The organism is Prauserella endophytica, from assembly GCF_005146945.1.
GTDB lineage: Bacteria > Actinomycetota > Actinomycetes > Mycobacteriales > Pseudonocardiaceae > Prauserella_A > Prauserella_A endophytica.
The window spans coordinates 207,518-232,036 of the sequence record NZ_SWMS01000003.1 but is presented as its reverse complement, the minus strand read 5'-3'; the positions used below and the strand labels follow the sequence as shown (position 1 = coordinate 232,036).

The 24,519-nt window shown below is 72.8% G+C and carries 21 protein-coding genes; 13 read left to right on the top strand and 8 right to left on the bottom strand.

What is annotated here, in order from left to right:
- Nucleotides 1–29 precede the first annotated feature (29 nt).
- Nucleotides 30–1,106 carry an NAD-dependent epimerase/dehydratase family protein gene (locus FCN18_RS08195; RefSeq protein WP_113642114.1) on the top strand — a complete coding sequence of 359 codons (1,077 nt, stop codon included), beginning with the start codon at nt 30–32 and terminating at the stop codon, nt 1,104–1,106.
- Here FCN18_RS08195 and FCN18_RS08190 read toward each other — a convergent pair.
- Nucleotides 1,097–1,558 (bottom strand): SRPBCC family protein, encoded by a 462-nt coding sequence (locus FCN18_RS08190; protein WP_112269635.1) that lies wholly within the window; start codon nt 1,556–1,558, stop codon nt 1,097–1,099. The genes FCN18_RS08195 and FCN18_RS08190 overlap by 10 nt on opposite strands.
- 102 nt (nt 1,559–1,660) lie before the next feature.
- Between FCN18_RS08190 and FCN18_RS08185 the strand changes: the two genes are divergently transcribed.
- The 4 genes from FCN18_RS08185 to FCN18_RS08170 all read left to right on the top strand — a co-directional run bounded on the left by FCN18_RS08185 (nt 1,661) and on the right by FCN18_RS08170 (nt 6,444).
- On the top strand, nt 1,661–3,337 hold the full coding sequence (locus FCN18_RS08185) for an FAD-dependent oxidoreductase (RefSeq protein WP_228713762.1): 1,677 nt from the start codon (nt 1,661–1,663) through the stop codon (nt 3,335–3,337).
- Nucleotides 3,334–4,758 carry an ATP-binding protein gene (locus FCN18_RS08180; protein ID WP_113642116.1) on the top strand — a complete coding sequence of 475 codons (1,425 nt, stop codon included), beginning with the start codon at nt 3,334–3,336 and terminating at the stop codon, nt 4,756–4,758. Before FCN18_RS08185 ends, FCN18_RS08180 begins: the two co-directional genes overlap by 4 nt.
- 28 nt (nt 4,759–4,786) lie before the next feature.
- Complete coding sequence (locus FCN18_RS08175) at nt 4,787–5,407, top strand: flavodoxin family protein (protein ID WP_112269467.1); 621 nt, start codon at nt 4,787–4,789, stop codon at nt 5,405–5,407.
- Nucleotides 5,408–5,475: 68 nt separating this feature from the next.
- On the top strand, nt 5,476–6,444 hold the full coding sequence (locus tag FCN18_RS08170) for a bile acid:sodium symporter family protein (protein ID WP_112269465.1): 969 nt from the start codon (nt 5,476–5,478) through the stop codon (nt 6,442–6,444).
- Nucleotides 6,445–6,504: 60 nt separating this feature from the next.
- Here the strand turns inward: FCN18_RS08170 and FCN18_RS08165 are convergent, their stop codons facing one another.
- The 4 genes from FCN18_RS08165 to FCN18_RS08150 all read right to left on the bottom strand — a co-directional run bounded on the left by FCN18_RS08165 (nt 6,505) and on the right by FCN18_RS08150 (nt 10,051).
- Nucleotides 6,505–7,581 carry a hypothetical protein gene (locus FCN18_RS08165; RefSeq protein ID WP_113642117.1) on the bottom strand — a complete coding sequence of 359 codons (1,077 nt, stop codon included), beginning with the start codon at nt 7,579–7,581 and terminating at the stop codon, nt 6,505–6,507.
- Nucleotides 7,578–8,096 carry a SigE family RNA polymerase sigma factor gene (locus FCN18_RS08160; RefSeq protein ID WP_112269461.1) on the bottom strand — a complete coding sequence of 173 codons (519 nt, stop codon included), beginning with the start codon at nt 8,094–8,096 and terminating at the stop codon, nt 7,578–7,580. Before FCN18_RS08160 ends, FCN18_RS08165 begins: the two co-directional genes overlap by 4 nt.
- Before the next feature lie 78 nt (nt 8,097–8,174).
- Complete coding sequence (locus tag FCN18_RS08155) at nt 8,175–8,843, bottom strand: GntR family transcriptional regulator (protein ID WP_112269459.1); 669 nt, start codon at nt 8,841–8,843, stop codon at nt 8,175–8,177.
- 23 nt (nt 8,844–8,866) lie between these two features.
- The gene (locus FCN18_RS08150) at nt 8,867–10,051 is read right to left on the bottom strand and encodes an acyl-CoA dehydrogenase family protein (protein WP_112269457.1); all 1,185 of its coding nucleotides are present in this window, start codon (nt 10,049–10,051) and stop codon (nt 8,867–8,869) included.
- 79 nt (nt 10,052–10,130) lie between these two features.
- On the opposite strand from FCN18_RS08150, the gene FCN18_RS08145 reads away from it, so the two are divergent.
- A complete protein-coding gene (locus FCN18_RS08145; RefSeq protein ID WP_112269455.1) occupies nt 10,131–11,240 on the top strand; it encodes a CaiB/BaiF CoA transferase family protein in 1,110 nt (369 codons plus the stop codon).
- A gap of 10 nt (nt 11,241–11,250) precedes the next feature.
- Here FCN18_RS08145 and FCN18_RS08140 read toward each other — a convergent pair whose 3' ends face one another.
- Nucleotides 11,251–12,756: a helix-turn-helix domain-containing protein gene (locus tag FCN18_RS08140; protein WP_112269453.1), complete on the bottom strand. Its 1,506-nt coding sequence runs from the start codon at nt 12,754–12,756 to the stop codon at nt 11,251–11,253.
- A gap of 232 nt (nt 12,757–12,988) precedes the next feature.
- Here FCN18_RS08140 and exaC point away from each other — a divergent pair, with 232 nt between their 5' ends.
- Genes exaC through FCN18_RS08125 form a run of 3 tightly spaced genes read left to right on the top strand, consistent with a single transcriptional unit; the run spans nt 12,989 to nt 16,793 of the window.
- Complete coding sequence (gene exaC, locus FCN18_RS08135; protein ID WP_137094210.1) at nt 12,989–14,512, top strand: acetaldehyde dehydrogenase ExaC; 1,524 nt, start codon at nt 12,989–12,991, stop codon at nt 14,510–14,512.
- 2 nt (nt 14,513–14,514) lie between these two features.
- Complete coding sequence (locus FCN18_RS08130; protein ID WP_112269449.1) at nt 14,515–14,892, top strand: DUF779 domain-containing protein; 378 nt, start codon at nt 14,515–14,517, stop codon at nt 14,890–14,892.
- Complete coding sequence (locus tag FCN18_RS08125) at nt 14,889–16,793, top strand: propionyl-CoA synthetase (RefSeq protein ID WP_228713795.1); 1,905 nt, start codon at nt 14,889–14,891, stop codon at nt 16,791–16,793. Before FCN18_RS08130 ends, FCN18_RS08125 begins: the two co-directional genes overlap by 4 nt.
- A gap of 233 nt (nt 16,794–17,026) precedes the next feature.
- On the opposite strand, the gene FCN18_RS08120 is transcribed toward FCN18_RS08125, so the two are convergent.
- Nucleotides 17,027–20,221 carry a BTAD domain-containing putative transcriptional regulator gene (locus FCN18_RS08120; protein ID WP_112269445.1) on the bottom strand — a complete coding sequence of 1,065 codons (3,195 nt, stop codon included), beginning with the start codon at nt 20,219–20,221 and terminating at the stop codon, nt 17,027–17,029.
- A 68-nt stretch (nt 20,222–20,289) separates the two neighbouring features.
- Here FCN18_RS08120 and FCN18_RS08115 point away from each other — a divergent pair, with 68 nt between their 5' ends.
- From FCN18_RS08115 to FCN18_RS08105, 3 genes are all read left to right on the top strand, one after another.
- The gene (locus FCN18_RS08115) at nt 20,290–21,162 is read left to right on the top strand and encodes an alpha/beta fold hydrolase (RefSeq protein WP_113642122.1); all 873 of its coding nucleotides are present in this window, start codon (nt 20,290–20,292) and stop codon (nt 21,160–21,162) included.
- A 238-nt stretch (nt 21,163–21,400) separates the two neighbouring features.
- On the top strand, nt 21,401–21,793 hold the full coding sequence (locus tag FCN18_RS08110; RefSeq protein WP_112269441.1) for an STAS domain-containing protein: 393 nt from the start codon (nt 21,401–21,403) through the stop codon (nt 21,791–21,793).
- Between the two features lie 127 nt (nt 21,794–21,920).
- Nucleotides 21,921–22,325, top strand: coding sequence for an ATP-binding protein (locus FCN18_RS08105; RefSeq protein WP_228713758.1), 405 nt, complete (start codon nt 21,921–21,923; stop codon nt 22,323–22,325).
- Here the strand turns inward: FCN18_RS08105 and FCN18_RS08100 are convergent.
- The gene (locus FCN18_RS08100; RefSeq protein WP_112269438.1) at nt 22,322–23,329 is read right to left on the bottom strand and encodes a PaaX family transcriptional regulator; all 1,008 of its coding nucleotides are present in this window, start codon (nt 23,327–23,329) and stop codon (nt 22,322–22,324) included. The two genes, FCN18_RS08105 and FCN18_RS08100, sit on opposite strands and share 4 nt — an antisense overlap.
- A gap of 252 nt (nt 23,330–23,581) precedes the next feature.
- Between FCN18_RS08100 and FCN18_RS08095 the strand changes: the two genes are divergently transcribed.
- On the top strand, nt 23,582–24,490 hold the full coding sequence (locus FCN18_RS08095; RefSeq protein ID WP_112269436.1) for a transporter substrate-binding domain-containing protein: 909 nt from the start codon (nt 23,582–23,584) through the stop codon (nt 24,488–24,490).
- Nucleotides 24,491–24,519: the final 29 nt, after the last annotated feature.

Sequence of the window (24,519 nt, the reverse complement as noted above, 5' to 3'; positions counted from 1 at the left end):
ACCACCCTCCACCGGGGACCTTCCGGGACATGAGGATCGTCGTCACCGGCGCGAGCGGCAACGTCGGCACCGCACTGCTGCGCCTGCTCCGCCACGAGCCGGGGTGGAGCGTCACGGGCGTGGCGCGCAGGCCGCCGGACCGAGGCCAGGAGCCGTACGACCGGGCCGGCTGGGTCGCGTGCGACCTCGGCGGGCCGGTGGCGCCCGACGTGCTGCCCGGGGTGCTCGACGGCGCTGACGCCGTGGTGCACCTCGCGTGGGCGATCCACCCCCGCCGCGGCGATCCGCCCATGCGGCGCACCAACGTCGTCGGCACCCGCAACCTGCTGCGGGCGGCGGGCGAGGCAGGGGTGCCCCACGTGGTCGTGGCGTCATCGGTGGCCGCCTACTCGCCCCCGCCCCGGTGGTCCCGCGTCACCGAGGGCTGGCGGCGCGACGGCGTCCCGCAGAGCGCCTACAGCAGGGGCAAGGCGTGGCTGGAACGCGAGCTCGACGAGTTCGAGCAGCGCACGCCCACGACCGTCACGGCGCGCATCCGGCCGTGCGCGATCCTCCAGCACGACGCCGCGGGCCAGTTCGCGGGCTGGCTGCTGAGCACGCTGCTGCCCGGCCACGCGGTCGGCAGGCCGTGGCTGCCGCTGCCGCTGTGGCCCCGTCTGCGCGGTCAACTCGTGCACTCCGCCGACGTCGCCGACGCGCTGCGGCTCATCCTCGCCCGCCGCGCCGCGGGGGCGTTCAACCTCGCCGCGGAACCCGTGCTCACCGCCGGGGACGTCGCCGCCGGGCTCGGCGGGCCGCGGCTACCCGTGCCCCGGCGCGTGGCCACGGCGCTCGCGTGGCTCACGTGGCGGGCCGGGCTGCAACCCGTGCACCCCGGCTGGCTCGCACTCGCCGATCAGGCCGCGCTCGTCGACACCACGAAGGCGCGCGCGGAACTCGGCTGGGAACCCGCGCACAGCGCGCACGAGACGCTCGCCGAGTTCACCACGGGGCTGCGCGCGGGCGCCGGAGCCGGCAGCGCCCCGCTCGCGCCGCCGCCGTCCGGGGTGCCCGAACGCCTGCAGGCCGTGCCGTGGGGCAGGCCGAGCCACCAGTCTCAGGCCTGAGGCTTGCTGTCCCCGCTCGCGCGGGCCACCACGATGTCGGAGAGCCGGGCCAGCGCCTCGGCGTTGCGGGGTTTCAGCAGCAGCGCCTGCGCCGCAGCCGGAACCAGCCCGGCCGGTCCCGACACCGCTTGCTCCTCCATGATCACCCTGGTCGCGCCGTCCTCCTCCGGCCGCAGCGTGAACCGCACCCGCGCCCGCCCGAGCACCCACAGCCGAGCGTCCAGCTCCAGCAGCTCGTCCTGGCGCACCGCCACCACCGTCGAGGTGTCCGGCACCTGCACCGGCCACATCCCCGCGCTGTGGTGGATCCGGCTGCCCTCGGCCGGCCAGTCCCGGTCGACCTTGCGGATATGGGCGTTTCCCACCACCCAGCCCGCGTACGACCAGCCATCGGCCAGCACCCCGAACACCGCGTCCGGCGGGACCGGCATCACCCTGCTGACCCCGATCATCGCGTCGCCGCCCTTCGTCATGGGGACCACGTACCCGCCGCTGAACGACCCCAACCGCGGAGCCGGTTCTGGTCATGCCCCATGGGCGGCATACTCGACGCCGTGACCCAGAGTCTGGCCGGCCTCAGACCGGTCCTGCTGACCGTGGACGACGACCCGAGCATCTCCCGCGCCGTGGCACGGGACCTGCGCCGTCGCTACGGCGAGCACCACCGGATCGTGCGGGCCGAGTCCGGCGAGCACGCACTGGAGGCACTGCGCGAGCTGATCCTGCGCGGCGACCAGGTGGCCGTGCTGCTCGCCGACTACCGGATGCCCGGCATGACGGGGATCGAGTTCCTCGAGCAGGCCATGGACCTCTACCCCGCCGCGCGGCGCGTGCTGCTCACCGCCTACGCCGACACGGGCGCCGCCATCGACGCGATCAACGTGGTGGACCTCGACCACTACCTGCTCAAGCCGTGGGATCCGCCGGAGGAGAAGCTCTACCCCGTCGTCGACGCACTGCTCGACGCGTGGCGCACCGCCGACCACACGCCGGTGACCGAGACCAGGGTGGTCGGCCACCGCTGGTCCGCCCGGTCGCACGAGGTCCGCGACTTCCTGGCGCGCAACCAGATCGCATACCGCTGGTACCTCGCCGACGAGCCCGACGGCAGGCGGCTGCTCGACGCGGCGGGCACCGACGGGCTGCGGCTGCCCGTCGTGGTCGCGCCCGGCGGCGAGACACTGATCGAACCGAGCGACGCCGAGCTGGCCGAGCGCGTCGGGCTCTCGACGGTGCCGTCGGCCGACTTCTACGACGTCGTCGTGATCGGCGGCGGGCCGGCGGGGCTCGGCGCGGCCGTCTACGCGGCGTCGGAGGGGTTGCGCACCGTGCTCGTCGAGCGCACCGCCACCGGAGGTCAGGCCGGGCAGAGCTCCCGCATCGAGAACTACCTCGGCTTCCCCGACGGCGTGTCCGGCTCGCAGCTCACCGACCGCGCGCGCCGGCAGGCCACCAGGTTCGGCGCCGAGGTGCTGACCACCCGCCACGCGGTCGGCCTCGAGGCCAACGGCTCCGCACGGTCGGTCCGCTTCGCCGACGGCTCCGAGCTGCACGCCCACGCGGTCATTCTCGCCACGGGCGTGACCTACCGGCAGCTCGGCGCACCCGGCTGCGGCGAGCTCACCAGCCGCGGCGTGTTCTACGGCTCCGCGCTCACCGAGGCCGCCAACTGCGCCAACGAGGACGTCTACATCGTCGGCGGGGCCAACTCCGCGGGGCAGGCCGCCGTCCACTTCGCCCAGCACGCCCGGTCGGTGACCCTCCTGGTGCGCGGCCCGTCGCTGGAGGCGTCGATGTCGCACTACCTGATCCAGCAGATCGCCACGCTGCCGAACGTCTCGGTCCGCCCGTGCACCGAGGTGGTGGCGGCACACGGCACCGAGCACCTCGACAAGCTCGAGCTGCGGCACATCCCCAGCGGCGCCGTGGAGACGATCGACGCGTCGTGGCTGTTCGTGTTCATCGGCGCCAGCCCCCACACCGGCTGGCTCGACGGCGTCGTGGCCCGCGACGACGCCGGGTTCGTCCTCTCCGGACCGGACCTGGTGGTCGACGGCAGACGGCCACCAGGCTGGACGCTCGACCGCGACCCCTACCACCTCGAGACCAGCCTGCCCGGTGTGTTCGTCGCCGGGGACGCCCGCGCCGACTCCATGAAGCGGGTCGCCTCCGCCGTCGGCGACGGCGCGATGGCGGTCGCACTCGTCCACCGCTACCTGGAGAAGCCATGACCACGCGGCCCTGCGACGCCGAAGAGCTGCGCACCCTTTTTCTGTTCGAGAAGCTCACCGACGAGCAGCTCGACCGGCTGTGCCACGAGGGGTACGTCAAGGCCGTCGAGCCCGGCGTCCTCTTCGCCGAGGGCGACCCGGCCACGTGCTTCTACGTCCTCATCGAGGGCGGCGTCGCGCTGTCCAGGAAGGTCGGCGACGACGAGGTGGAGATCCAGCGCACCACACAGCGCGGGGTCTACGCCGGGGCGTGGCATGCCTACCTCGGCGACCGTGTGCCCCAGACCTACAACAACACCCTCACCGTCACCGAGCCGTCCCGGTTCTACGTGCTGGACGCCGAGAAGCTCGCCACGGTGATGCGCGAGTGGTTCCCGATGGCCGTGCACATGCTGGAGGGCCTGTTCTTCGGGTTCCACAACACCCAGCAGGTCATCGGGCAGCGGGAGCGGCTGCTCGCGCTCGGGTCGCTGTCGGCGGGGCTCACCCACGAGCTGAACAACCCGGCCGCCGCGGCGGTGCGGGCCACCGGGGCGCTGCGCGAGCGCGTCACCGCGATGCGGCACAAGCTGAGGCTCATCGCCGCGGGCCCGTTCGACCGGGCCACCCTCGAGTCGCTGATCCTGCTTCAGGAGGACGCCGTCGAGCACGCCGCCAAGGCCACGGCGCTGAGCCCCATCGAAGCGGGCGACCGCGAGGACGCCGCCTCCGACTGGCTCGACGACCACGGCATCGGCGGCGGCTGGGAGATGGCGTCGACGTTCGTGGCGGCCGGCCTCGGACCGGACTGGCTGGAGAAGGTCGCCGCGACCGTCGGCGAGTCCAGCCATCTGGAGGGCGCCATCCGCTGGCTGTACTACACCATCGAGACCGAGCAGCTGATGAGCGAGATCGAGGACTCCACCACGCGGGTCTCCAGCCTCGTCGGCGCGGCCAAGCAGTACAGCCAGCTCGACCGCGCTCCTAATAGGACGGTCGACGTGCACGAGCTGCTCGACAGCACGCTCACCATGCTGGGCCGCAAGATCGGAGACGGCGTCACCGTGGTCAAGGACTACGACCGGAACCTGCCGCCGATCCCCGTCTACGCCGCGGAGCTCAACCAGGTCTGGACCAATCTGATCGACAACGCGGTGTCGGCGATGGGCGGCAGCGGCATGCTCACAGTGCGCACGGCCGCCGACGGCGACCGTCTGCTGGTCGAGATCGGTGACACCGGCCCCGGCGTGCCAGCCGAGATCCGCGGCCGGATCTTCGACCCGTTCTTCACCACGAAGCCGTTCGGCGAGGGCACCGGACTCGGGCTGGACATCTCGTGGCGGATCGTGGTCAAGAAGCACCGGGGCGACCTGCGCGTGGAGTCCGTTCCCGGCGACACCCGGTTCCAGGTCCGCCTGCCGCTGCGCCCCGAACCCGCATAGTCGCCGGCGCACCGGGTACCCGCCCGGCATGACGTCCACCAACGCTCCGCTGCGCGCGCTCGCCCTCGCGTGCAGCCTAAAACCGTCGACCGAACGCTCGAGCAGCCAGCTCATCGCCGAGCAAGTGCTCGGCGAGCTGAAGTCCCACGGCGTTGAGGGTGATGTGGTGCGCGTGGTGGACCACGACATCAAGCCCGGCGTGGAGCCCGACATGGGCGACGGCGACGAGTGGCCACGGCTACGCGAGCGGATCGCCGAGGCGGACATCCTCCTGATCTCGACGCCGACCTGGGTGGGGCACATGTCCAGCGTCGCCCAGCGCGTGCTGGAGCGGCTCGACGCGGAGCTGTCGGAGACCGACGACGAGGGCAGGCCGTCGATGTTCGGCAAGGTCGCCGTCACCGCCGTGGTGGGCAACGAGGACGGCGCGCACAAGATCACCGCGGACCTGTACCAGGCGCTCGCCGACACCGGCTTCACCATTCCCGCACAGGGCGGCACCTACTGGAACAGCGAGGCCATGAACCCCACCGACTACCAGGACCTCGACGAGACGCCGAAGGCCGTGGCCTCCACCAACGCGACCCTTGCCCGCAACGCCGCGCACCTGGCGCGGCTGCTGCGCGCGAACCAGTACCCCGCTGGGTGAGGCGGGACACACCCGTCCGTGTCCTACAGTGATCGACCGGCCCAGTCGGAACGATCCTGGCGGAGGACATGGCAGAGCAGCGGGGTGTCTTGAGGAAGGTCGCCGACTTCGCGGGCCGGTGGTTCGCGCTGCTCGTGCTGCTCGGCGCGCTCGCGGGCATGGTCGTGCCGGACCAGGCCGCGCAGCTCTCCGGCTACGTGCCCGTGTTGCTCGGCGTGATCATGTTCGGCATGGGGCTGACCCTGCGCGCCGCGGACTTCGCGCTGGTGCTGCGCCGTCCGCACGCCGTGCTGATCGGCCTGCTCGCCCAGTACCTGATCATGCCGCTGACGGCGTGGGGCATCGGCTCGCTGTTCGGCTTCAGCGGCATGCTGATGATCGGCATGATCCTCGTGGGCGCCGCGCCCGGCGGCACGGCCTCGAACGTGATCGTCTACTTCGCCAGGGGCGACGTGGCACTGTCGGTGACGCTGACCTCCGTGTCGACCCTGCTCGCGCCGCTGCTGACCCCGTTGCTGGTGCTGTGGCTGGCCGGATCGGACCTGCCCGTCGGCTTCGGCGACCTGTTCTCGTCGATCCTCCAGGTGGTGCTGCTGCCCATCGTGGCGGGCGTGGTGGTCCGCGCGCTGGCGGGCCGCCTCGTCGCGCGGGTGCTGCCGTACCTTCCGCTCGTGTCGTCGGGCGGCATCCTGCTCGTGGTGGCCGCCGTGGTCGGCGCCAACGCCGACGTGATCCTGACCAGCGGCCTGCTGCTCGTGCTCGCGGTGATCGCCCACAACTGCGCCGGGCTGCTGCTCGGGTACACCGCCGCCCGGCTCACCGGCCTCGACGAGTCCGCCGGCCGCGCTGTCAGTTTCGAGGTGGGAATGCAGAACTCCGGCCTGGCCGCAAGCCTCGCGACGACGCACTTCGCCCCGCTCGCCGCGTTGCCGGCCGCGCTGTTCTCGGTGTGGCACAACGTGTCCGGCGCGCTGCTCGCCACGTTCTGGGCGCGGCGCGGCACGCCGGCCCCGGCCGACGAGGAGGCCGCGGCCTGAGCGCTCGCGTAGCGCACACAGCGTGTACCCGACCGCGGCGAATGAGGTGGGGTCACGGGGTCAGCGCATCAGCTGCGCCACCACCACCTGGAACTGGCCGGGGCTCGTCGGCGGGGCGTCGAGGGCCCACATGAGGTCGCCGGTGAGGGCGCGGCGGGTGGTGCCGTCGTCGGTGCCGTTGCCCTCGCAGCCCGCGTAGCGCACGAGCACCTCCTGGGACCGGTCGTCGGCACGCAGGTGCAGCAGGATCAGCTCCGGGCCGTAGTCGTACTCGGGCGCGCAGCTCTCCGGATCGTCGGGGCCCGCGCCCTCCGGCGCCGTCAGCACCGCCGAGGCGAGCCGCAGCGCCTCGTCACCGCTCACCACGCGTGCCGCGAGCAGTGGCGGCCCGCTCGGCACGGCGTCGCTGCGGGCGTAACGGCAGACCGAGACCGACCGGACCTCGCCCGGCGCCAGCGGTCCACCCGGCTCCGGCCGGTAGCCGCGGCCCTCCGCGGCGGGATGCATCGGTCCGCACCCGAGGGCGAGCTCCTCGCTCGTGGGCCGCAGCGTGCCGAGCACCTGCGCCCGCAACGCGTCGTTCGCGGAGAACAGCGTCACGAACACGCCGTCGAGCTCCCGCGTCTCCTCCACCCAGCCCCCGTCGAACTCGCGGATGCCCACCTCTCCGGAGTCCTCGAACGTCAGCCACTGCTCCCGCTCGGCCAGGGGCGGGTACTGCGAAGGGCAGCCGACCGCCCGCATGCCGGCGGGCCTGCCGACCGCGCCGGACCTCAACGGCGGTCGCTCCGCTTCCGGGGTCCTCGAGCACCAGCTCGGGCCGGGAACCCCGTAGCCCCACGACGTGGGTACCCCGATCGCGACGCCCCGGTACGACTCCCACCGCCAGCCCTGCGGAAGCACCGGCTCCGCCACCGGGTCGCCGCCCCTGTCCTGAGCCAGCAACACGGCCCCGAGCGACAGCACCACGACGGCGAGCACCACGGCCGCCACCGCCCCGAACCCGCGCCGCGTCCGCCGGGTGGACGTTCTCGCGAGCACCCGCTCGGCCAGACCGTCGGAGGAGGGTGCCCCCTCGGCGTGGCGGCGCAGCGCCCCGGTCAGCGCCTCGGCGATCCGGTCGTCCTGCTCGGTCATGGCGAGCTGACCTCCTCCTCGTCATCGGCCAGCCGGGTCCGCAACGTCGCGAGCGCACGGTGGATCTGCGAACGCACGGTGCTGACCGAACAGTCGAGCGTGGCCGCGATCTCCGCGTCCGAGCGGCCCTCGTAGTAGCGCAGGACCACGGCCGCGCGCTGTTTGCGGGGCAGCGAGCGGCACAGCAGCCACAGCGCGTCCTCGATGGCGATGCGGTCCGCGGGGTCGTCGATTTGCCCGGCCAGCCCCGCGACGTCGGCAACGGGCTGTTCCCGGCGCAGCGACCTCCGCCACCGCGAGGTGTGGGCGTTGACGACGCTGCGCCGCAGGTACGCGCCGGGGTCACCGTGCGCGACGATCCGCTCCCACCTCGGGTAGGCCGCCACCAGCGCGTCCTGCACGGCGTCCGCCGCGCGGTCGCGGTCGGCCGTCAGGAGGTAGGCGAAGCGCAGCAGGGCACCGCCGTGGACGTCGATCCACGCCTCGAGGTCCGCCGCCACGCCGTGACCGTCCACGAACCACCTCCACCCCTACCCACGCGGGAAGGGGCGGGCGCATTGCACCCGGGCGGTTTTCGTGTCCGGTTCGTGACGCTACCGCTCGCCGTCGCCGTCGAGGATGCCCGTGAGGACCTCCAGCGCGCGGGAGCGGTGCGCGTCCAGCTCCGCGACGAGCGCGTCGGCGTCGCGGCGGCGCACCGCCTCCAGGATCGCGTCGTGCGCGTGCACCGTCTCGGCCCGCTCCTCCGGCGAGTTGTAGTACAGCGCGCGATAGGACTCCGTGGAGTCCCAGAGCAGCCGGATCAGGCGCATCGTGTGCACCTGGTCCGGCGACTCCAGCATGCCGAAGTGGAACCGGCGGTTGGCGGCGAGCTCCGCCGCGACATCCCCGCGCTCGGCCGCCTCCGCGCAGTCGCGGGCCGCGAGCGCGATCCGCTCGATGGCGTCGTCGTCGAGGGTGGGCAGCGCCTTGCGCGCGGCCCGCTCCTCGAGGAGCTGCCGCAGCGCGTAGATCTCCGCGAGGTCGCTCGCCCACAGCTCGGTGATGAAGTAGCCGCGCCGGGGCCGGTACTCGACCTGGCCCTCCTGCTCCAGCACCCGCAGCGCCTCGCGCACCGGCGCGACGCTCACGCCGAGGTTGTCGGCGATCTCCTCCTGCCGGACCCGCTGGCCCGGCCGGAGGTCGCCGGCGATGATGGCCCGGCGCAGGCCCTCCAGCGCGTGCTGTGCCGTGGTGCCGGGGCCGGACTGACGCGTGCTCACCGCTCGACCCTATCCGTGTCTCGTCAGCGGAACGCCTGGATCCCGGTGACGGCACCGCCGATGACGAGCGAGTGCACGTCCGCGGTGCCCTCGTAGGTCACCACCGACTCCAGGTTGTTCATGTGCCGGATCACCGGGTACTCCAGCGTGATCCCGTTGGCGCCGAGCACCTGCCGCGCCGTGCGCGCCACGTCGAGCGCGGCGTTGACGTTGCCCAGCTTGCCCATGCTGACGTGCTCGGGGCGCAGCCTGCCCTCGTCCTTCATCCGGCCGAGGTGCAGTGCCAGCAGCGTCGCGCGGTTCACCTCCAGTGCCATGTTCGCGAGCTTCTGCTGCTGCAGCTGGAACGAGGCGATGGGCTTGCCGAACTGCACGCGCGTGGTGCTGTAGTCGAGCGCGGCCTCGTAGCACGCGCGCGCGGCACCGGCGGCGCCCCACACGATGCCGTAACGCGCCTCGTTGAGGCACGACAGCGGTCCGCGCAGCGACGTCGCGCCCGGCAGCATCGCCGAGGAGGGCAGGCGCACCTCGTCGAGGATCAGCTCGGAGGTCACCGACGCGCGCAGCGACATCTTGCTGTGGATGTCCTGCGTCGTGAAACCCTTGGTGCCCTTCGGGACCACGAAACCGCGCACGCCCTCGTCGGTGCTGGCCCACACCACGGCGACATCGGCGAGGGAGCCGTTGGTGATCCACATCTTCTGGCCGCGCAGGATCCAGTCGTCGCCGTCGCGGCGGGCGTAGGTGCGCATCGAACCGGGGTCGGAGCCGGAGTCGGGCTCGGTCAGGCCGAAGCAGCCCACGGCCTCCCCCGCCGCCATGCGCGGCAGCCACTCCTGCTTCTGCTCCTCGGAGCCCCAGCGGTGGATCGCGTACATCGCGAGCGAGCCCTGCACCGACACGAGGCTGCGCACGCCACTGTCGCCCGCCTCCAGTTCCAGGCACGCGAGGCCGTAGGCGGTCGCGCTGGCCCCTGCGCAGCCGTAGCCGTCGAGGTGCATGCCGAGCACGCCGAGCTTGCCCAGCTCACGCGGCAGTTCACGGGGAATCCGGCCCTCCTCGAACCACTCGCCCACGTTCGGGACGACGTTGTCGCGGACGAAGGACCGCACGACATCGCGGATGTCGCGCTCCTCGTCCGAGAGCAGGTGGTCGATCGCGAGGAAGTCGCGCGGGTCGAGTGCGGCGGCGCTGCGGTGACTGGGCATCGTGCTGATTCTCCTTGACGTGGTCCTGGCGAGACCATAGCTTCGATTTTCGAAAATCTAAACGAGGGGATTCGCACCCATGAGCTCGTCACTGGGCGACCTGCGCGTCGTCGACTTCTCCCGCGTGCTGGCCGGGCCGTTCGCCACGATGCTGCTCGCCGACCTCGGCGCCACCGTGACCAAGATCGAACGTCCGGGCACCGGCGACGACACGCGCGGCTGGGGTCCGCCCTTCGACGAGAGCGGCCAGGCCACCTACTTCCAGTCGGTCAACCGCAACAAGGAGAGCATCACCCTCGACCTCACCGGCGAGGCCGATCTGGAGCGGGCCCGCGCACTCGCCCGCGAGGCCGACGTCGTGGTGGAGAACTTCCGGCCCGGCCTCATGGAGCGGCTGGGGCTCGGCTACGACGACCTGCGCGCGGACAACCCCGGGCTCGTCTACTGCTCGATCACGGGCTTCGGCCGCGACCGGGGCGCCGAGCTGCCCGGCTACGACCTGCTCATCCAGGCGCTGGGCGGGCTGATGAGCATCACGGGCAGCCCGGACGGCGAGCCGCAGAAGGTCGGGGTGGCCGTGGTCGACGTGTTCGCCGGCCTGTTCGCCACCGTCGGGATGCTCGCCGCCGTGCGCCATCGCGACGCCACCGGTGAGGGCCAGCGCGTGGAGATCAACCTGCTGTCGTCGCTGCTGGCCGCACTCGTCAACCAGGGCACCGGTTACACGGCGGGCGGGGTGGTTCCGGCGCGGATGGGCAACGCGCACCCGAGCGTCGCCCCCTACGAGGTGCTGCCGTGCGGTGAGGGGGACCTGGTGCTCGCGGTCGGCAACGACCGGCAGTTCGGGGTGCTGTGCGAGCGGCTCGGCGCGGCCGGGCTGGCCGAGGACCCGCGCTACGCCACCAACACCGCGCGCGTGGAGAACCGCGAGACACTGCGCGCCGAGCTGGTGCGCCTGCTCGCGGAGCGGCCAGCCGCCGACTGGGCCAAGGAGCTCAGCGCGGCGCGGGTGCCCGCAGGGGTGGTCAACGACCTCGCCGGCGCGTTCCGGCTCGCCGCGGACCTAGGCTTGGACCCGATCGTCAGCATCCCGCGCGACGACGGCACCGCCGCGCGCCTCACGCGCAACCCGATCGGACTGTCGGCCACTCCCCCCGCCTACCGCAGCGCGCCCCCGCCGCTGAGCTGAGTCCGGAGGCTCAGTCCTCGGCGAGCAGCCACTCCAGCCTGGCCAGCGCCACCGAGGCGCGGGGATCGCCCGAGGGCAGCTCGCGCGCGAGCCGGTCGAAGACCTCGGCGTCGTACTGCCCGGTCTCGCTCTGCCCGAACGCCCACAGTGCGTCGAGGTCGCGGTGGTCCAGCACGGCCGACCGCAGCGCCGCCACCAGCTGGTCGCGCTCCGCGCGGATCGCGGGCGCGTCGGAGCGGGCGAGCAACGGCGCGGGGCACGCCGCCGCGGCGGCCGCGACATCGCCCTCGCGCAGCGCGGTGCGCACGGTCAGGAAGTCGGCGTCGACGTCGGCGCACAGCTGGTAGGGCTTGGCGCGCATGGCCTGCGCCCCGAGCTGCGTGCGCAGGCGGTGGATCTCGGCGCGCACGGTGGTCGGGTTGCCGTCGTCGCCGTAGAGCTGCAGCGCGAGCTGCTCGGCGGTGAGCCCCGCCGGGTGCAGGGCGAGCAGCGCGAGGATCTCCGCCCGCCGCAGCGTGAGCGGCAGCTCCCTGCCGTTGATCACAGCGACGGGGTTGTCGCCGAGGAACGTCAGCGTCAGGGTGGGCCTGCGGGTGGTCGAGGGCGGCTTCACGCGCAGGAGGTAGCCCTCCGGCAGCGGCTCCAGCCTCGCCTCCCTGCCGTCGTCGAGCAGGATCCGGTCGCTGCCGTGGCCCACCGCGACGCGCTTGGGCCAGTGCCCGAGCCGCTCGGCGGCGATCACGCGCCCGGTCGGGGTGAGCAGCGCGCCGGGCTCGCCGCGCAGCCGCGCCAGGTGCGGCATGTTCCTGGTCAGCAGCTGCTCGTCCAGCAGCTCCATCCGTCGCCGCAGGTGGTTCTCCGCGAGCTGGGCGGTGGCGTTGACCAGCGAGACCGTGGCCGGGTGCAGCGCGTCGAGCAGGCCGCTGATGTCGATCGCGCCGAGCACGGCGCCGGTGTCGGGGTCGTGGATCGGCGCCGCCGCGCACGTCCACGTGTGGTAGGTCCGCACGAGGTGCTCGGCGGAGTAGATCTGCACGGGGGCGTCCAACGCGAGCGCCGTGCCCATCGCGTTGGTGCCGATCGACTCCTCGGCCCAGCGAGTGCCCTCACACAACCCGACCGGGTCCGCCTGCGCGCACAACCCGGCGGGTCCCTCGCGCCACAGGATGGTGCCCTCGGCGTCGGTGACGATCATGACGTGCTGGGACTCGTCCGCGATGCTGACCAGCAGTTCCCGAAGCGGTGGCAACACGGCCTGCAGCGGGTGCGCGGAGCGCACGTCGGCCAGTTCGTCGGGCTGGTAGACGACCGGAGGTCGGTAGTCCTCCGGGTCGATGTGCGCTGCGAGTGACCGTTGCCAGGACTCGGAAATCACCGAACGGGGTGATGCGGGCGGACGGCTGCCACTGAGCGTGGCCTCTCTGACCTCCTGCAGCAACGCGAACTGCGCCGGCGGATCCGCTGACAGGCTCAGGGTTGTCGCGGGGCCCGCGGTGTTCACGGTCTCGGCTTTCATCGGCACTCCACGGCAACGTCGACGAGGGCTGCTCGGCCGGAACATAGGCGAAACGAACGCTCCGGTCCAGCAGGCAGCATGCCGGGCGTCCCCTCGTTCTGCAAGGCAACTCCCACCTACGGCCCACCTGCGGCGACGACCTCGTGCAACGACACTGCAACGTCGCGTTACCTACGTTGGCTGCCGGTGCGCCGAGGAAGCACGCGCCGATCACCAACAGGAGGGTTGCCACATGACGAAGTACGCGGCGCCGGGCGAAGCCGGCAGTGTCGTCGCCTTCGAACCGCGCTACGACCACTTCATCGGCGGGGAGTACGTGGCGCCGGCCAAGGGCGCCTACTTCGAGAACCCCACCCCGGTCACCGGCACGACGTTCACGGAGATCGCCAGGGGCACCGCCGAGGACGTCGACCGTGCCGTCGCCGCCGCGAACGGAGCCGCCGCGGCGTGGGGCCGCACCGCGCCCGCCGAGCGCGCGGCGGTGCTGAACAAGATCGCCGACCGGATGGAGCAGAACCTCGAGAAGCTCGCGGTCGCCGAATCGTGGGAGAACGGCAAGCCGGTGCGCGAGACGCTGGCCGCCGACATCCCGCTGGCGATCGACCACTTCCGCTACTTCGCCGGCGCCATCAGGGCGCAGGAGGGCGCGATCTCGCAGATCGACGCCGACACCGTCGCCTACCACCTGCACGAGCCGCTGGGCGTGGTCGGCCAGATCATCCCGTGGAACTTCCCGATCCTCATGGCGACGTGGAAGCTCGCGCCCGCGCTGGCCGCGGGCAACTGCGTGGTGCTCAAGCCCGCAGAGCAGACCCCCGCGTCGATCCACGTGCTGATCGGGCTGATCGCCGACCTGCTGCCGCCCGGCGTGGTCAACGTCGTCAACGGCTTCGGCGTGGAGGCGGGCAAGCCACTCGCCCAGCACAAGGACATCCGCAAGGTCGCGTTCACCGGTGAGACCACCACCGGCAGGCTGATCATGCAGTACGCCAGCGAGAACATCATCCCGGTGACGCTGGAGCTCGGCGGCAAGAGCCCGAACATCTTCTTCGCCGACGTCGCCTCCGCCCAGGACGCCTTCTACGACAAGGCGCAGGAGGGCTTCGCGATGTTCGCGCTGAACCAGGGCGAGGTGTGCACGTGCCCGTCGCGCGCACTGGTGCAGTCCTCGATCTACGACCGGTTCGTCGGCGACGCCGTCACCCGCGTCGGCAAGATCAAGCAGGGCCACCCGCTCGACACCGACACCATGATCGGCGCGCAGGCATCCAACGACCAGTTCGAGAAGATCCTCTCCTACATCGACATCGGCAGGCAGGAGGGCGCGAAGGTCCTCACCGGTGGGGAGAAGGCCGACCTCGGCGGCGAGCTGTCCGGCGGATACTACATCCAGCCGACCGTTTTCGAGGGCGACAACAAGATGCGGATCTTCCAGGAGGAGATCTTCGGCCCGGTGGTGTCGGTGGCGAAGTTCGACGACTACGACGACGCCATCAAGATCGCCAACGACACCCTGTACGGGCTCGGTGCCGGTGTCTGGTCGCGCGACGGCAGCACCGCCTACCGCGCGGGCCGCGACATCCAGGCCGGTCGCGTGTGGACGAACTGCTACCACGCCTACCCGGCGCACGCCGCGTTCGGCGGCTACAAGCAGTCCGGCATCGGCCGCGAGAACCACAAGATGATGCTGGACCACTACCAGCAGACGAAGAACCTGCTCGTGTCCTACTCCCCCAACGCGCAGGGCTTCTTCTGATCATGGCCGTGAACCGGGTGGCTCTCACCGAGGACGCCGCGGCGTTGCTGCGGCGCCTCGCCGCCGACCACGGGCCGCTGATGTTCCACCAGTCCGGCGGCTGCTGCGACGGTAGCGCGCCGATGTGCTACCCGGCGGGCGAGTTCCGCACCGGCGGTTCCGACGTGCACCTCGGCGACCTCGACGTCGCCGGGGTGCCCTCGCCGGTGCCGGTGTGGATGTCGGCGGCGCAGTTCGAGTACTGGAAGCACACCCACCTGACCATCGACGTCGTAGCGGGCCGGGGCAGCGGGTTCTCCCTGGAGGCCCCCGAGGGTGTGCGGTTCCTGATCCGGTCCCGGCTGCTCACCGACGAAGAACTGACCGAGCTGGACCACTGAGGCGAACGGAGAGAACGGACATGGGCGGCTACGCCGACGTCTACGCGGAGAGCCTGAGGGATCCGGAGGGGTTCTGGCTGTCGGCGGCCGGGGCGGTCGTGTGGTCTCGGCGACCCGGCAGGGCGCTCGACGACAGCCGCCCTCCGTTCTACCGGTGGTTCCCCGACGGGGAGCTCAACACCTGTCACAACGCGCTCGACCGGCACGTGGCGGCAGGAAACGGCGACCGGCTCGCGCTCGTCCACGACTCCCCCGTCACCGGCGAGACCGCGCGCTACACCTACGCCGAGCTGCTGAACGAGGTCGCGCGCTTCGCCGGTGCGCTGCGCGGGCTCGGCGTCGGCAAGGGCGACCGCGTGGTGATCTATCTGCCGATGGTGCCGCAGGCGGTGATCGCGATGCTCGCCTGCGCGCGCCTCGGTGCCGTGCACTCGGTGGTCTTCGGCGGGTTCGCGCCGAAGGAGCTGGCGGTGCGGATCGCCGACGTGGCACCGAAAGTGGTGGTGTGCGGCTCGTGCGGCGTGGAGCCGACGCGCGTGATCCCCTACAAGCCCATCGTGGACGAGGCGATCGCGGCCGCGGGCGGGCCGAGGCCGTCGGTGGTGGTGTTCCAGCGCGAGCGGCTGCGTGCCGAACTCGGCGAGCACGACCACGACTGGAACGATCTGCTGGCCTCGGCACAGCCGGCCGAGTGCGTGCCGGTGGCCGCGACCGATCCGCTGTACGTGCTCTACACCTCCGGCACCACGGGCAAGCCGAAGGGCGTGGTGCGGGACAACGGCGGGCACGCGGTCGCGCTGGCCTGGAGCATGGCCAACATCTACGACATCGGCCCCGGCGACGTGTGGTGGACCGCGTCGGACGTGGGCTGGGTGGTCGGCCACTCCTACATCGTCTACGGGCCGCTGCTGGCAGGCGCCACCACGGTGCTGTACGAGGGCAAGCCCGTCGGCACGCCCGACGCGGGCGCGTTCTGGCGGGTGATCGAGCAGTACGGCGTGAAGGCGCTGTTCACCGCGCCCACCGCGATGCGAGCGATCAAGCGGGTGGATCCCGAGGCCCGCGAGGTGGCGAAGTACGACCTGTCGAGCCTGCGCACGCTCTTCCTCGCCGGGGAACGGCTCGATCCGGAGACCCACCACTGGGCCGGGAAGTCGCTCGGCGTGCCGGTGGTGGACCACTGGTGGCAGACCGAGACCGGGTGGGCGGTGGCCGCGAACCCGCGTGGGCTGTCCCCGCTGCCGATCAAGCCTGGTTCGCCGTCGGTGCCGATGCCGGGCTACGACGTGCGCATCCTGGACCAGGACGGCGAGGAGCTGCCCTCGGGCTCGGAGGGCGCGATCTGCCTGCGGCTGCCGTTGCCGCCGGGCACGCTGCCGACGCTGTGGGGTGACGACGACCGGTTCGTCGCGTCGTACCTGTCGCGCTACGACGGCTACTACCTGACGGGCGATGGCGGCTACCTCGACGAGGACGGCTACCTGTTCGTCATGGGCCGCACCGACGACGTGATCAACGTGGCCGGGCACCGGCTGTCGACCGGTGCGATGGAGGCCGTGCTGGCGGCGCACCCCGCGGTCGCCGAATGCGCGGTGATCGGGGTGCCCGACGAGCTGAAGGGGCAGCTGCCACGCGGGTTCGTGGTGCTCAAGGCCGGCGCCGAGGTGCGGGAGGAAGCGCTGCGCGAGGAGCTGGTGGCCGCGGTGCGTGCCGACATCGGGGCCGTGGCCGCGTTCCGGCAGGTGTCCATCGTCGACGCGCTGCCGAAGACGCGGTCGGGCAAGATCCTGCGGGCGAGCATGCGGGGCATCGTCGAGGGCAAGCAGGTTCCGGTGCCATCGACGATAGAGGACCCCGCCGTGCTGGACGCGCTCCGCGAGGTCCTGCGCTCAGGCCGGTGAGGTGACCAGCTGGTCCACTGTGGCCAGACGAGCTTCGCGGACGCGGCCCGGACACGTCGGCGCAGGCCGTGTCCCGCGCCGCGCACCCGTCCCGCAGCTCGCCGAGTGCCACGAGCGGCGGCAGGGGCGCGGTGCACTCGCGCGGTGAGCGGGCGAGGGCGTGGTCGCTCGGGTCGCGGCGGATCCCGAGGTCGCGTGGCATCAGCGACCGGCCGGGCTCGAGCACGCGATGATCAGCTCAAGCGCCTCCGGGCGGCCTCGGCCCAGTGCGGCGCGCCGGCCCGCTCGGCGACCTCGAGCGCCTGCCGGTAGTGCTTCCCGGCCACGGCGGTGCGGCCGAGCGCGGCGGCGAGGTCGCCGAGGTGGTGCGCGACCGGGCCGAGCGTCACCAGCCCGCTGCCCGCGCCTGCCAGCTCCCCCGCGGCGGGCTCCAGCTCGGCGTAGAGGCGGGCCATGGCCTCGTGATCGCCGAGCGGGATCGCGGCCAGTGCGTGCAGGCACGTCCGCGCTTCGAAGAGCAGGTCCCTCGGCGAGTCGGGGATCACCGACTCCCGTGCCTCGGCGCTGCGGCCCTCGGCGAGCAGCACGAGCGGCAGGCACCACGGCGTGTAGCCGCCGAAGTCCGTGTCCCCGCCGAGATCGGGTGAGCCGCCGCGCTGCAGGCGGTGGCAGAGCAGCGCGAGCGGCAGAATCCCGTTGTCCACTCCGGACATTCCCGTGCCGGTCAGCCGCGTGGCGGCCACGCGGTAGGCGGCGTCCGCGGCGCCGGGCGCGCCCGTCACCGCGGTCCGCAACGCCTCGTACCACTGCGTGAACACGCCGACGAGCGGGATGGCGTGGTCGTCGCCGAGCCGCGCGGCCGCCTCGGCGTGCCGGTCGGCGGCGCCGAAGTCGGCGAGCGCCGAGTGGGCCTGCACGAGCACGAGGTGGCCGAGCACCTCGAAGGTCGGCAGCGCGTTCGCGGTCGCCAGCTCCACCAGCTCGGCGCCGATCCGCACCCGCTCGGGCGCGAGCCCGGCGCGGTCGAAGGACTGCATGAACCGGGCGTTGAGCGCGAACGCCAGCAGTGCGGGGTCGGCCAGCCCTCGGGCGATGGACTCGGCCCGCTCGGCCGCCTCCCGCGCGCGGTCGCCGCCGGCGTTGCGCAGCTCCAGCGCGAGCGTCGCGAGCAGGCGACCGCGCAGCGCGGCCTCCTCCGGGGGCAACGCCGCGAGCGTACGCTCGGCGACCTCGGCGATGCGCCGCGCGAGGGCGGGGTCGTCGGGCTCCGTCCAGATCGCCGGCACGTCGAAGGCACCCAGCACGCGCGCGGTGAGCACGGGGTCGCCGAGCCGCTCGGCGAGCGTGAGCGCCTCGGCCCGGTGCACGCGGGCCTCGCTGAGCCCGCCGGTGACGGCCTGCGCACGCACCAGTCCCATGATCAGATCGAGGCGTCGCCGGACGTCGCCATCGCCCGCGCGGTCGTCGGCAGCGAGCGCGGCCCGCCACAGCCGGGCCGCCTCGTGCGGGGCGAAGCGCCGCTCGGCCTGTTCGGCCGCCGCTCGCGTGTACCGGACGGCGCGCTCCGCGCTGACGGCGGCACCGGCGAGGACGTGGTGGTGGGCCAGTGCGGCGACATCGCCGGGATGGAGCCGTTCGAGCCGCCCGGCGATCGCCGCGTGCAGGCGGGCCCGGCGCGACCCGGACAGGTCCGCATAAAGGGTGTCGCGCACCAGCGCGTGGGCGAACCGGAATCGCCCCGGCTCGTGCTCGACGAGAAACCCCGCCCCCGCGGCCAGCTCGGCGGCGTCGAGCACGTCGTCGCCGGACAGCAGCTCCAGTGTGACGTCCGTGCCCACCACCGCGGCCTCCCTCAGCACCGTCCGCACGCGCTCGGGCAGCGTGTCCAGGCGGTACCGGACCACGTCGCGCACCCCGGCAGGCACCCCGGACAGCCCGCCCTCACTGTCGAGCAGGCGCGCGAGTTCCCTGACGAAGAACGGGTTGCCGCCCGTGCGCTCGTGCAGCACACCGGCGGTGACGGCGTCGATGTCCCGGCCCGTGGTGGCGCGGACCAGGCCGCGCAGCTCCCCGGCTGGCAGCCCACCCAGGTACACGCGCGTGGGCTCCGCACGGGCGAGGCGGCCGAGCAGCGCGGTCAGCGGCGGCGAGGACTCCGTGGTGCGATAGGTCGCCACGACGAGCACCGGCGCCGGAACGGGATCGGCGACGAGCGCCGCGAGCAGCTCCAGGGTCTCCTCACCGGCCCAGTGGACGTCGTCGAGCACGAGCAGCAGCGGCGCGCGCCGGGCGTGGGCGCCGAGAAACTCCGCGACGAGGCGGTGCCGCTGGAACCGCGCGGCCGCCGGGTCGGTACCGGGTTCGGGCTCGGCGGGCGCGGGCCCCGCTCCCGCCAGCTCGGTGAGGATCCGGGTCCACGGCCACGCGGCCGGTGCACCGTCCTGCTCCAGGCTCGCGCCCCACGCGGTGCCCCAGCCCCGTGCCGCGAGCCGCGCGCTCAGCGCCTCGGCGAGCGCGGTCTTGCCCGCGCCCGCCTCGCCGGACACGAGGGCGAGCCCCAGCCGTCCCCGCGCGACGGCGGCGTCCGCCGCGGCGGCGAGCCCGGCCAGCTCGGCGGCGCGGCCGACCAGGGCCTGCGTCCGCACCAGAGGTGCCGGGTCCAGCTGGGGCGCCTGGGTGAGAATGTCGGACTCCAGGCGGCGCAGCGCCGGCCCGGGGTCCACGCCCAGCTCCCCGGCCAGCACCGCACGGGCGCGGCGCAGGGTCTCCAGCGCGTCGCCCTGGCGTCCGGCGCGGTACCGGGCCAGCGCGAGCAACCGCCACCCCTCCTCGCGCCAGGGCCGAGCGTCGACGTGGACCTCCAGCTCGGGCACCGCTTCGGCTCCCCGGCCAAGATCAAGCAGTGCCTGCGCCCTCCGTTCGACCGCGAGCAGCCGCAGCTCGCCGAGTCTCGTCACCTCGCCCCGCGCCCACGGCTCGTCGGCGAACCCGGCGTAGGCCGGCCCGCGCCACCACGCCAGCGCCTCGTCCACAGTGGTCAACGCGGTACGCGCGGCACCTCGGGCCAGTGCCTCGCCGGACGCTGCGACGCCGGCCTCGAACCGCCAGGCGTCCACCGCATCGGCCTCCGCGCGCAGGGCGTATCCGGGCGGGACGGTGACCAGCAGGCGCGCGGGCCTCCTCGGGGCCCGATCCGGTTCCAGCGCCTTGCGCAACGCGCCGACGAAGGTCTGGATCGCGCCCACCGCGCCGTCAGGCGGGCTGACCCAGAGGTCGTCGACGAGCCGGCTCACCGGCACCACCCGGCCCCTGGCGATCAGCAGCCTCGCGAGCACGGCCCGATGCCGGGGCCCCTTGAGGTCGACAGGGCCGCGCGCGTCCTCGGCCACGAGCGGACCGAGCACCCCGAACCGCACCGACGAGCCCATCGGGGCCCGATTCTAAGCGCTCGGCGTTCGCTGATCCGTTGCTGATCGGCGCGGCCGATGCTGGGGGCATGCAACTCACCGGATTCGACTACCAGCGAGTTCCCGTCGCAGACGGCGTCGCGCTCAACGTCGCGGTCGCGGGCTCGGGCAGCCCCGTCGTGCTCCTCCACGGCTTTCCCCAGACGCACCTGATGTGGCGGCACGTGGCCGCGGACCTCGCGGCCGACCACACCGTGCTCTGCCCGGACCTGCGCGGCTACGGCGACAGCGACAAGCCCGAAGGCGCCGACCCACGGACCTACTCCAAGCGCACCATGGCCGCCGACGTCGTCGCGCTGGCCCGCGCCTTCGGTCACGACCGGTTCGCACTCGCGGGGCACGACCGCGGCGCGCTGGTCGCCATCCGCGCCGGGCTGGACCACCCGGACACGATCACGCACCTCGCGTCGCTGGACGTGCTGCCCACGCCGGACATGTGGGACGTCCTGCACGGCGCGAACGCGGCCGTCGCGTTCCACCTCTACCTCATGGCCCAGCCGCCCGGACTGCCCGAGACGCTGATCGGCGCCGCGCCGGACGCGTTCTTCGGCCACTTCCTCGACGCGTGGTCCGGGCCTGGCGACGCGCTACCCGCCGACGTGCGCGCCGCCTACCTGCGGGCCTCCGGCGCCGCGGTTCCCTCGATCGTGGCCGACTACCGGGCCTCGGCGACCATCGACGTCGAGCACGACACGGCCGACCGCGAGGCGGGCAACCGCCTGCGGATGCCCGTCACCGTGCTGCAGCAGGACTGGGGCGCGGCGCTCGGCTACGACGCGGCGGCGGTGTGGCGGGCGTGGGCGGACGACCTCGACCACCGCACGGTCACGTCGGGGCATTTCATGGCCGAGCAGGGCCCCGCGGAGGTGATCAAGGCGCTGCGCGAGCTGCTGACTCGCTGAGCCCACGGCACGCGGTGGCAACAGTCACCCGGGTAGGCGGCCCGGAGAGCGCCGCGGGACCGCAGTGAAGGCCACCATCGCTGCGCCCACCCGTCTCCCACCACCACCCAAACGGAGGCGCTGCGCGCCGCTGTGTCTGATTCCACGCAGTGATGGTGGCCTTCACTGCAGTGGGGCTCGTAACGCCGCGCTGCGGGTGCTGTTTCGTTCCCGCGACGGCTGGGGAAGGATGGACCCCATGCCAGCACCCGATCCGAACCCGAGCAGTCCGCACCCGCCGTCCGGCAACGCGGGCGGTGTCACCGTGCAGGCCGAGCAGCACGGGGACGCGGTCGCGCTCGTGGTGACCGGCGAACTCGACATGCTCACCACCCCGAAGCTGGACGAGATGGTCACCACGGCGCTGCGCGGTACGCCGCCGGTGCTGGTCATCGACCTCACCGGGGTCACGTTCCTGGCCTCCGCCGGCATGGCCGCACTCGTGTCCGCGCAGCAGGCCGCCGGCGAGAACACCACCGTGCGGGTCGTCGCCACCGGCCGCGCCACGGCCCGGTCGCTGCAGGTCGTGGGGCTCGACGAGCAGCTGCCCATTCACCCGAGCCTCGACGAGGCGCTCGCCGCGGGCCGCTAGAAACACACACACAGCGGGTGAATTGGTCACTCCCCTGCGGGTAGTCCCATCGGGGAAGGCCGGAGAGATCCGGCGCAGGGAGCTGACAAGAGGTATCGCTATGTGTCCGGCTCGATACGCCACGGACGTGCCTGCCAGGCTGCACCTCCGGTGCGCCGCGCACGCCCGGCACGCGACCGAGCTACGCGGTGAGCTGGCCGAGTGGTCCCGCGGCCTCGGCCTGCCGGAACAGACGCGGGACGCGATCGCGATCGCGGCGTACGAGGCGATGGCCAATGTGGTCACCCACGCCTATCCCGCCGGCACCATCGGTGTGCTGGAGCTGCACGCGAGCCGCCAGGCCGACGGCGTCGCGGTCATCGTCAGTGATCGCGGCCGCTGGCGGACACCCCCGGCCGAGCCCGGCATCCGCCACGGCAGGGGCCTGCCGCTGATCCACGCGCTGAGCGACCGCGCCGAGATCCGCTGCGCCGATGCGGGCACCACGGTGACGCTCACGTGGCAGGTCGACGGCGCGGGCGGGGGGCACTAGCCCCGCCTGCGCGCGGCCTCGGCGAGCCGCCTCGCCTGCGCCGCCTGCTCGAACGGCGTGTCGCCGTGCGCCCTGCGATCGCCGAGTGAGGCGAACAGCCTGGCCACCGTCGCCGAGTCGTGGTGGGACGCGAAGTCGACGAGCTCGGGGGCCACGGACCCGAGGATCTGCCGGAACCGGATCTCGGCGAGCGGGCCGAGCCGGTCGTAGATCTGCACGAAGACCCGCTGGGCCCTTGGCCGGTCCCAGCCCTCGGGCAACAGCTCCGCAGGCAGGTCAGGGTCGGTCTCCGGGAACTGCCGCCAGTCGACGCGCAGCTCGGTGCGTGCCCGCAGCGCCTGTGCGGGGCCGATCAGCCCGGCGTCGAGGCTCTCCAGCAGCGGCTCGTACCGCTCGGCGAACGCGCGGTACTCCTTGGCCAGCGGTGCCAGGTCGAAAGCCGAGCGCGGACTGCCCTGCTCCGGAACCCCGGGCACCTCCTCCGAGCGCAGCACGGTCGCCGTCCGCACCCCCAGCTCATCGAGCATCTCCAGCACCTCCCGCGTCCGGTCGTGCGGCGACACCCACACGCCGTCGTAGAGAGCGGCGAAGTGCAGCACCCGCAGCCGCGACCGCAGGGTGGTCCGCACGCCTCGATCCTGCTCCGGCACGGAGAAGGCCACCACGGTCCACCGGCCGTCCCAGTCCGGCGCCGAGGCGCCGAAGGTCAGCATCCGGTGGGTCCGCTCGATGATCACCTCGGAGGTGCGGGCGGGGATGCCGTAGGCCGTGGTCCGGCCGCTGCGCGACACCGCGAGCAGCCCACGCGCCGCCAGCCTGCGCATGGCTGCCCGTGCGCCGTCCGATGTCACGTCGAAGTCGGCGAGCAGCCTCACCAGCGCGGTCGCCGGAATGTGCTCGTCGCGCCAGTACCAGAAGTCGCCCAGCAGCGACGTCAGCAGCAGCTGCGGTTCCGCGCCGTTCTGCGGGCGGGGCAGCTCGGCCCTCGACGGGTCCGTGGTCATTCCTGACATCCCTCGACATTCCTGCTGCGTCATTCGCCGATCACGGTCTGTCCAAGACTACGGCTCCGGTCGGCCTTCGTGTTGTCGCATGGCAGATCCACATCAAGTGTCGCACGAGACTTGAAATAGGCGACAGCTCGTGCGACGCTCGTCGCCATCAACGACAACCACGCTCCCGGCACTCTCCTCGGCCCGGGGGCGTCCCACCGGATCCACGCCTGGCTCTAGGCCCAACGCAGGGAGAAGACCGCCATGCGCCACCTCACCCGCCGTCACCGCCTACTCGGGATAGCCATCGCCGCCGCGCTCACCACCGCGGGCTGTGGCGCCGCCGCCCAGGACGACGGCCCCGAGCAGGCCCAGTCCTCGGTGCCCGCGTTGCACGACGCGCTCCCCCAGTCCGTCAAGGACTCCGGCGTGCTGCGGTTCGCCGGCGACTCGCACCCGCCCTACCGCACCGTGGGTGCCGACGGCTCGATCACGGGCATCGACAAGGACTTCCAGGACGCATTGGGCGAGGTGCTCGGCGTGCGCCCGGAAACGAGCATCGTCAACAACCTCCCCGCGGCGCTGCAGGGCATGCTGAGCGGCCGGTACGACGCCTTCAACGGCCCCGTCAAGGCCACCGCCGAACGCGAGCGGCAGTTCGACACGATCACCTGGATGACCACGAGAACGTCGTACGTCGTGCCGACCGACTCGAACGCGGGCATCGACGACGCCGAAGACCTGTGCGGCAAGCGAGTCGCGGTGGTCAAGGCGAGCGTGGTGGAAGAGCAGCTGGCCAAGCTGTCGGAGTTCTGCGCGGACAGCGGCAGGCAGCCCGCGCAGACGATCGGGCTCGACGACACCAACGCGACCATGCTCGCGGCGCGGTCGGGCCGCGCCGACGCGGCCGGCATGACGCAGGCCGCCGCGATCGACGTCACCAGGGCGCAGCAGGACACCTACACCTACGTCACGCAGACCGAGGCGCAGGGCGCCACGGCCGACAACCTCGCGCTGTTCGTTCCGAAGGACAGCGGGCTCGGGCCGGTGCTGCACGAGGCGTTCCAGGAGCTGTTCGACTCCGGTGAGTACCGCCGGATCATGGAGCAGTGGGGCCTGACCGAGGTCATGGTCGAGAAGCCGCTGCTCAACGTCGCCAGCGCACAGCGCTGAGCCCGACCGTCACGAAGCAGGAGCGACCC

Bases quoted from the DNA above. Each gene is read 5' to 3' on its own strand.
- FCN18_RS08095 (WP_112269436.1), top strand. From the start codon at position 23,582: ATGCGCCACCTCACCCGCCGTCACCGCCTACTCGGGATAGCCATCGCC.
- FCN18_RS08120 (WP_112269445.1), bottom strand. From the start codon at position 20,221: ATGGGCTCGTCGGTGCGGTTCGGGGTGCTCGGTCCGCTCGTGGCCGAG.
- FCN18_RS08100 (WP_112269438.1), bottom strand. From the start codon at position 23,329: ATGACCACGGACCCGTCGAGGGCCGAGCTGCCCCGCCCGCAGAACGGC.
- FCN18_RS08190 (WP_112269635.1), bottom strand. From the start codon at position 1,558: ATGATCGGGGTCAGCAGGGTGATGCCGGTCCCGCCGGACGCGGTGTTC.
- FCN18_RS08150 (WP_112269457.1), bottom strand. From the start codon at position 10,051: ATGCCCAGTCACCGCAGCGCCGCCGCACTCGACCCGCGCGACTTCCTC.
- FCN18_RS08140 (WP_112269453.1), bottom strand. From the start codon at position 12,756: ATGAAAGCCGAGACCGTGAACACCGCGGGCCCCGCGACAACCCTGAGC.
- FCN18_RS08165 (WP_113642117.1), bottom strand. From the start codon at position 7,581: ATGACCGAGCAGGACGACCGGATCGCCGAGGCGCTGACCGGGGCGCTG.
- FCN18_RS08170 (WP_112269465.1), top strand. From the start codon at position 5,476: ATGGCAGAGCAGCGGGGTGTCTTGAGGAAGGTCGCCGACTTCGCGGGC.
- FCN18_RS08130 (WP_112269449.1), top strand. From the start codon at position 14,515: ATGGCCGTGAACCGGGTGGCTCTCACCGAGGACGCCGCGGCGTTGCTG.
- FCN18_RS08145 (WP_112269455.1), top strand. From the start codon at position 10,131: ATGAGCTCGTCACTGGGCGACCTGCGCGTCGTCGACTTCTCCCGCGTG.
- exaC (WP_137094210.1), top strand. From the start codon at position 12,989: ATGACGAAGTACGCGGCGCCGGGCGAAGCCGGCAGTGTCGTCGCCTTC.
- FCN18_RS08115 (WP_113642122.1), top strand. From the start codon at position 20,290: ATGCAACTCACCGGATTCGACTACCAGCGAGTTCCCGTCGCAGACGGC.
- FCN18_RS08175 (WP_112269467.1), top strand. From the start codon at position 4,787: ATGACGTCCACCAACGCTCCGCTGCGCGCGCTCGCCCTCGCGTGCAGC.
- FCN18_RS08195 (WP_113642114.1), top strand. From the start codon at position 30: ATGAGGATCGTCGTCACCGGCGCGAGCGGCAACGTCGGCACCGCACTG.
- FCN18_RS08180 (WP_113642116.1), top strand. From the start codon at position 3,334: ATGACCACGCGGCCCTGCGACGCCGAAGAGCTGCGCACCCTTTTTCTG.
- FCN18_RS08110 (WP_112269441.1), top strand. From the start codon at position 21,401: ATGCCAGCACCCGATCCGAACCCGAGCAGTCCGCACCCGCCGTCCGGC.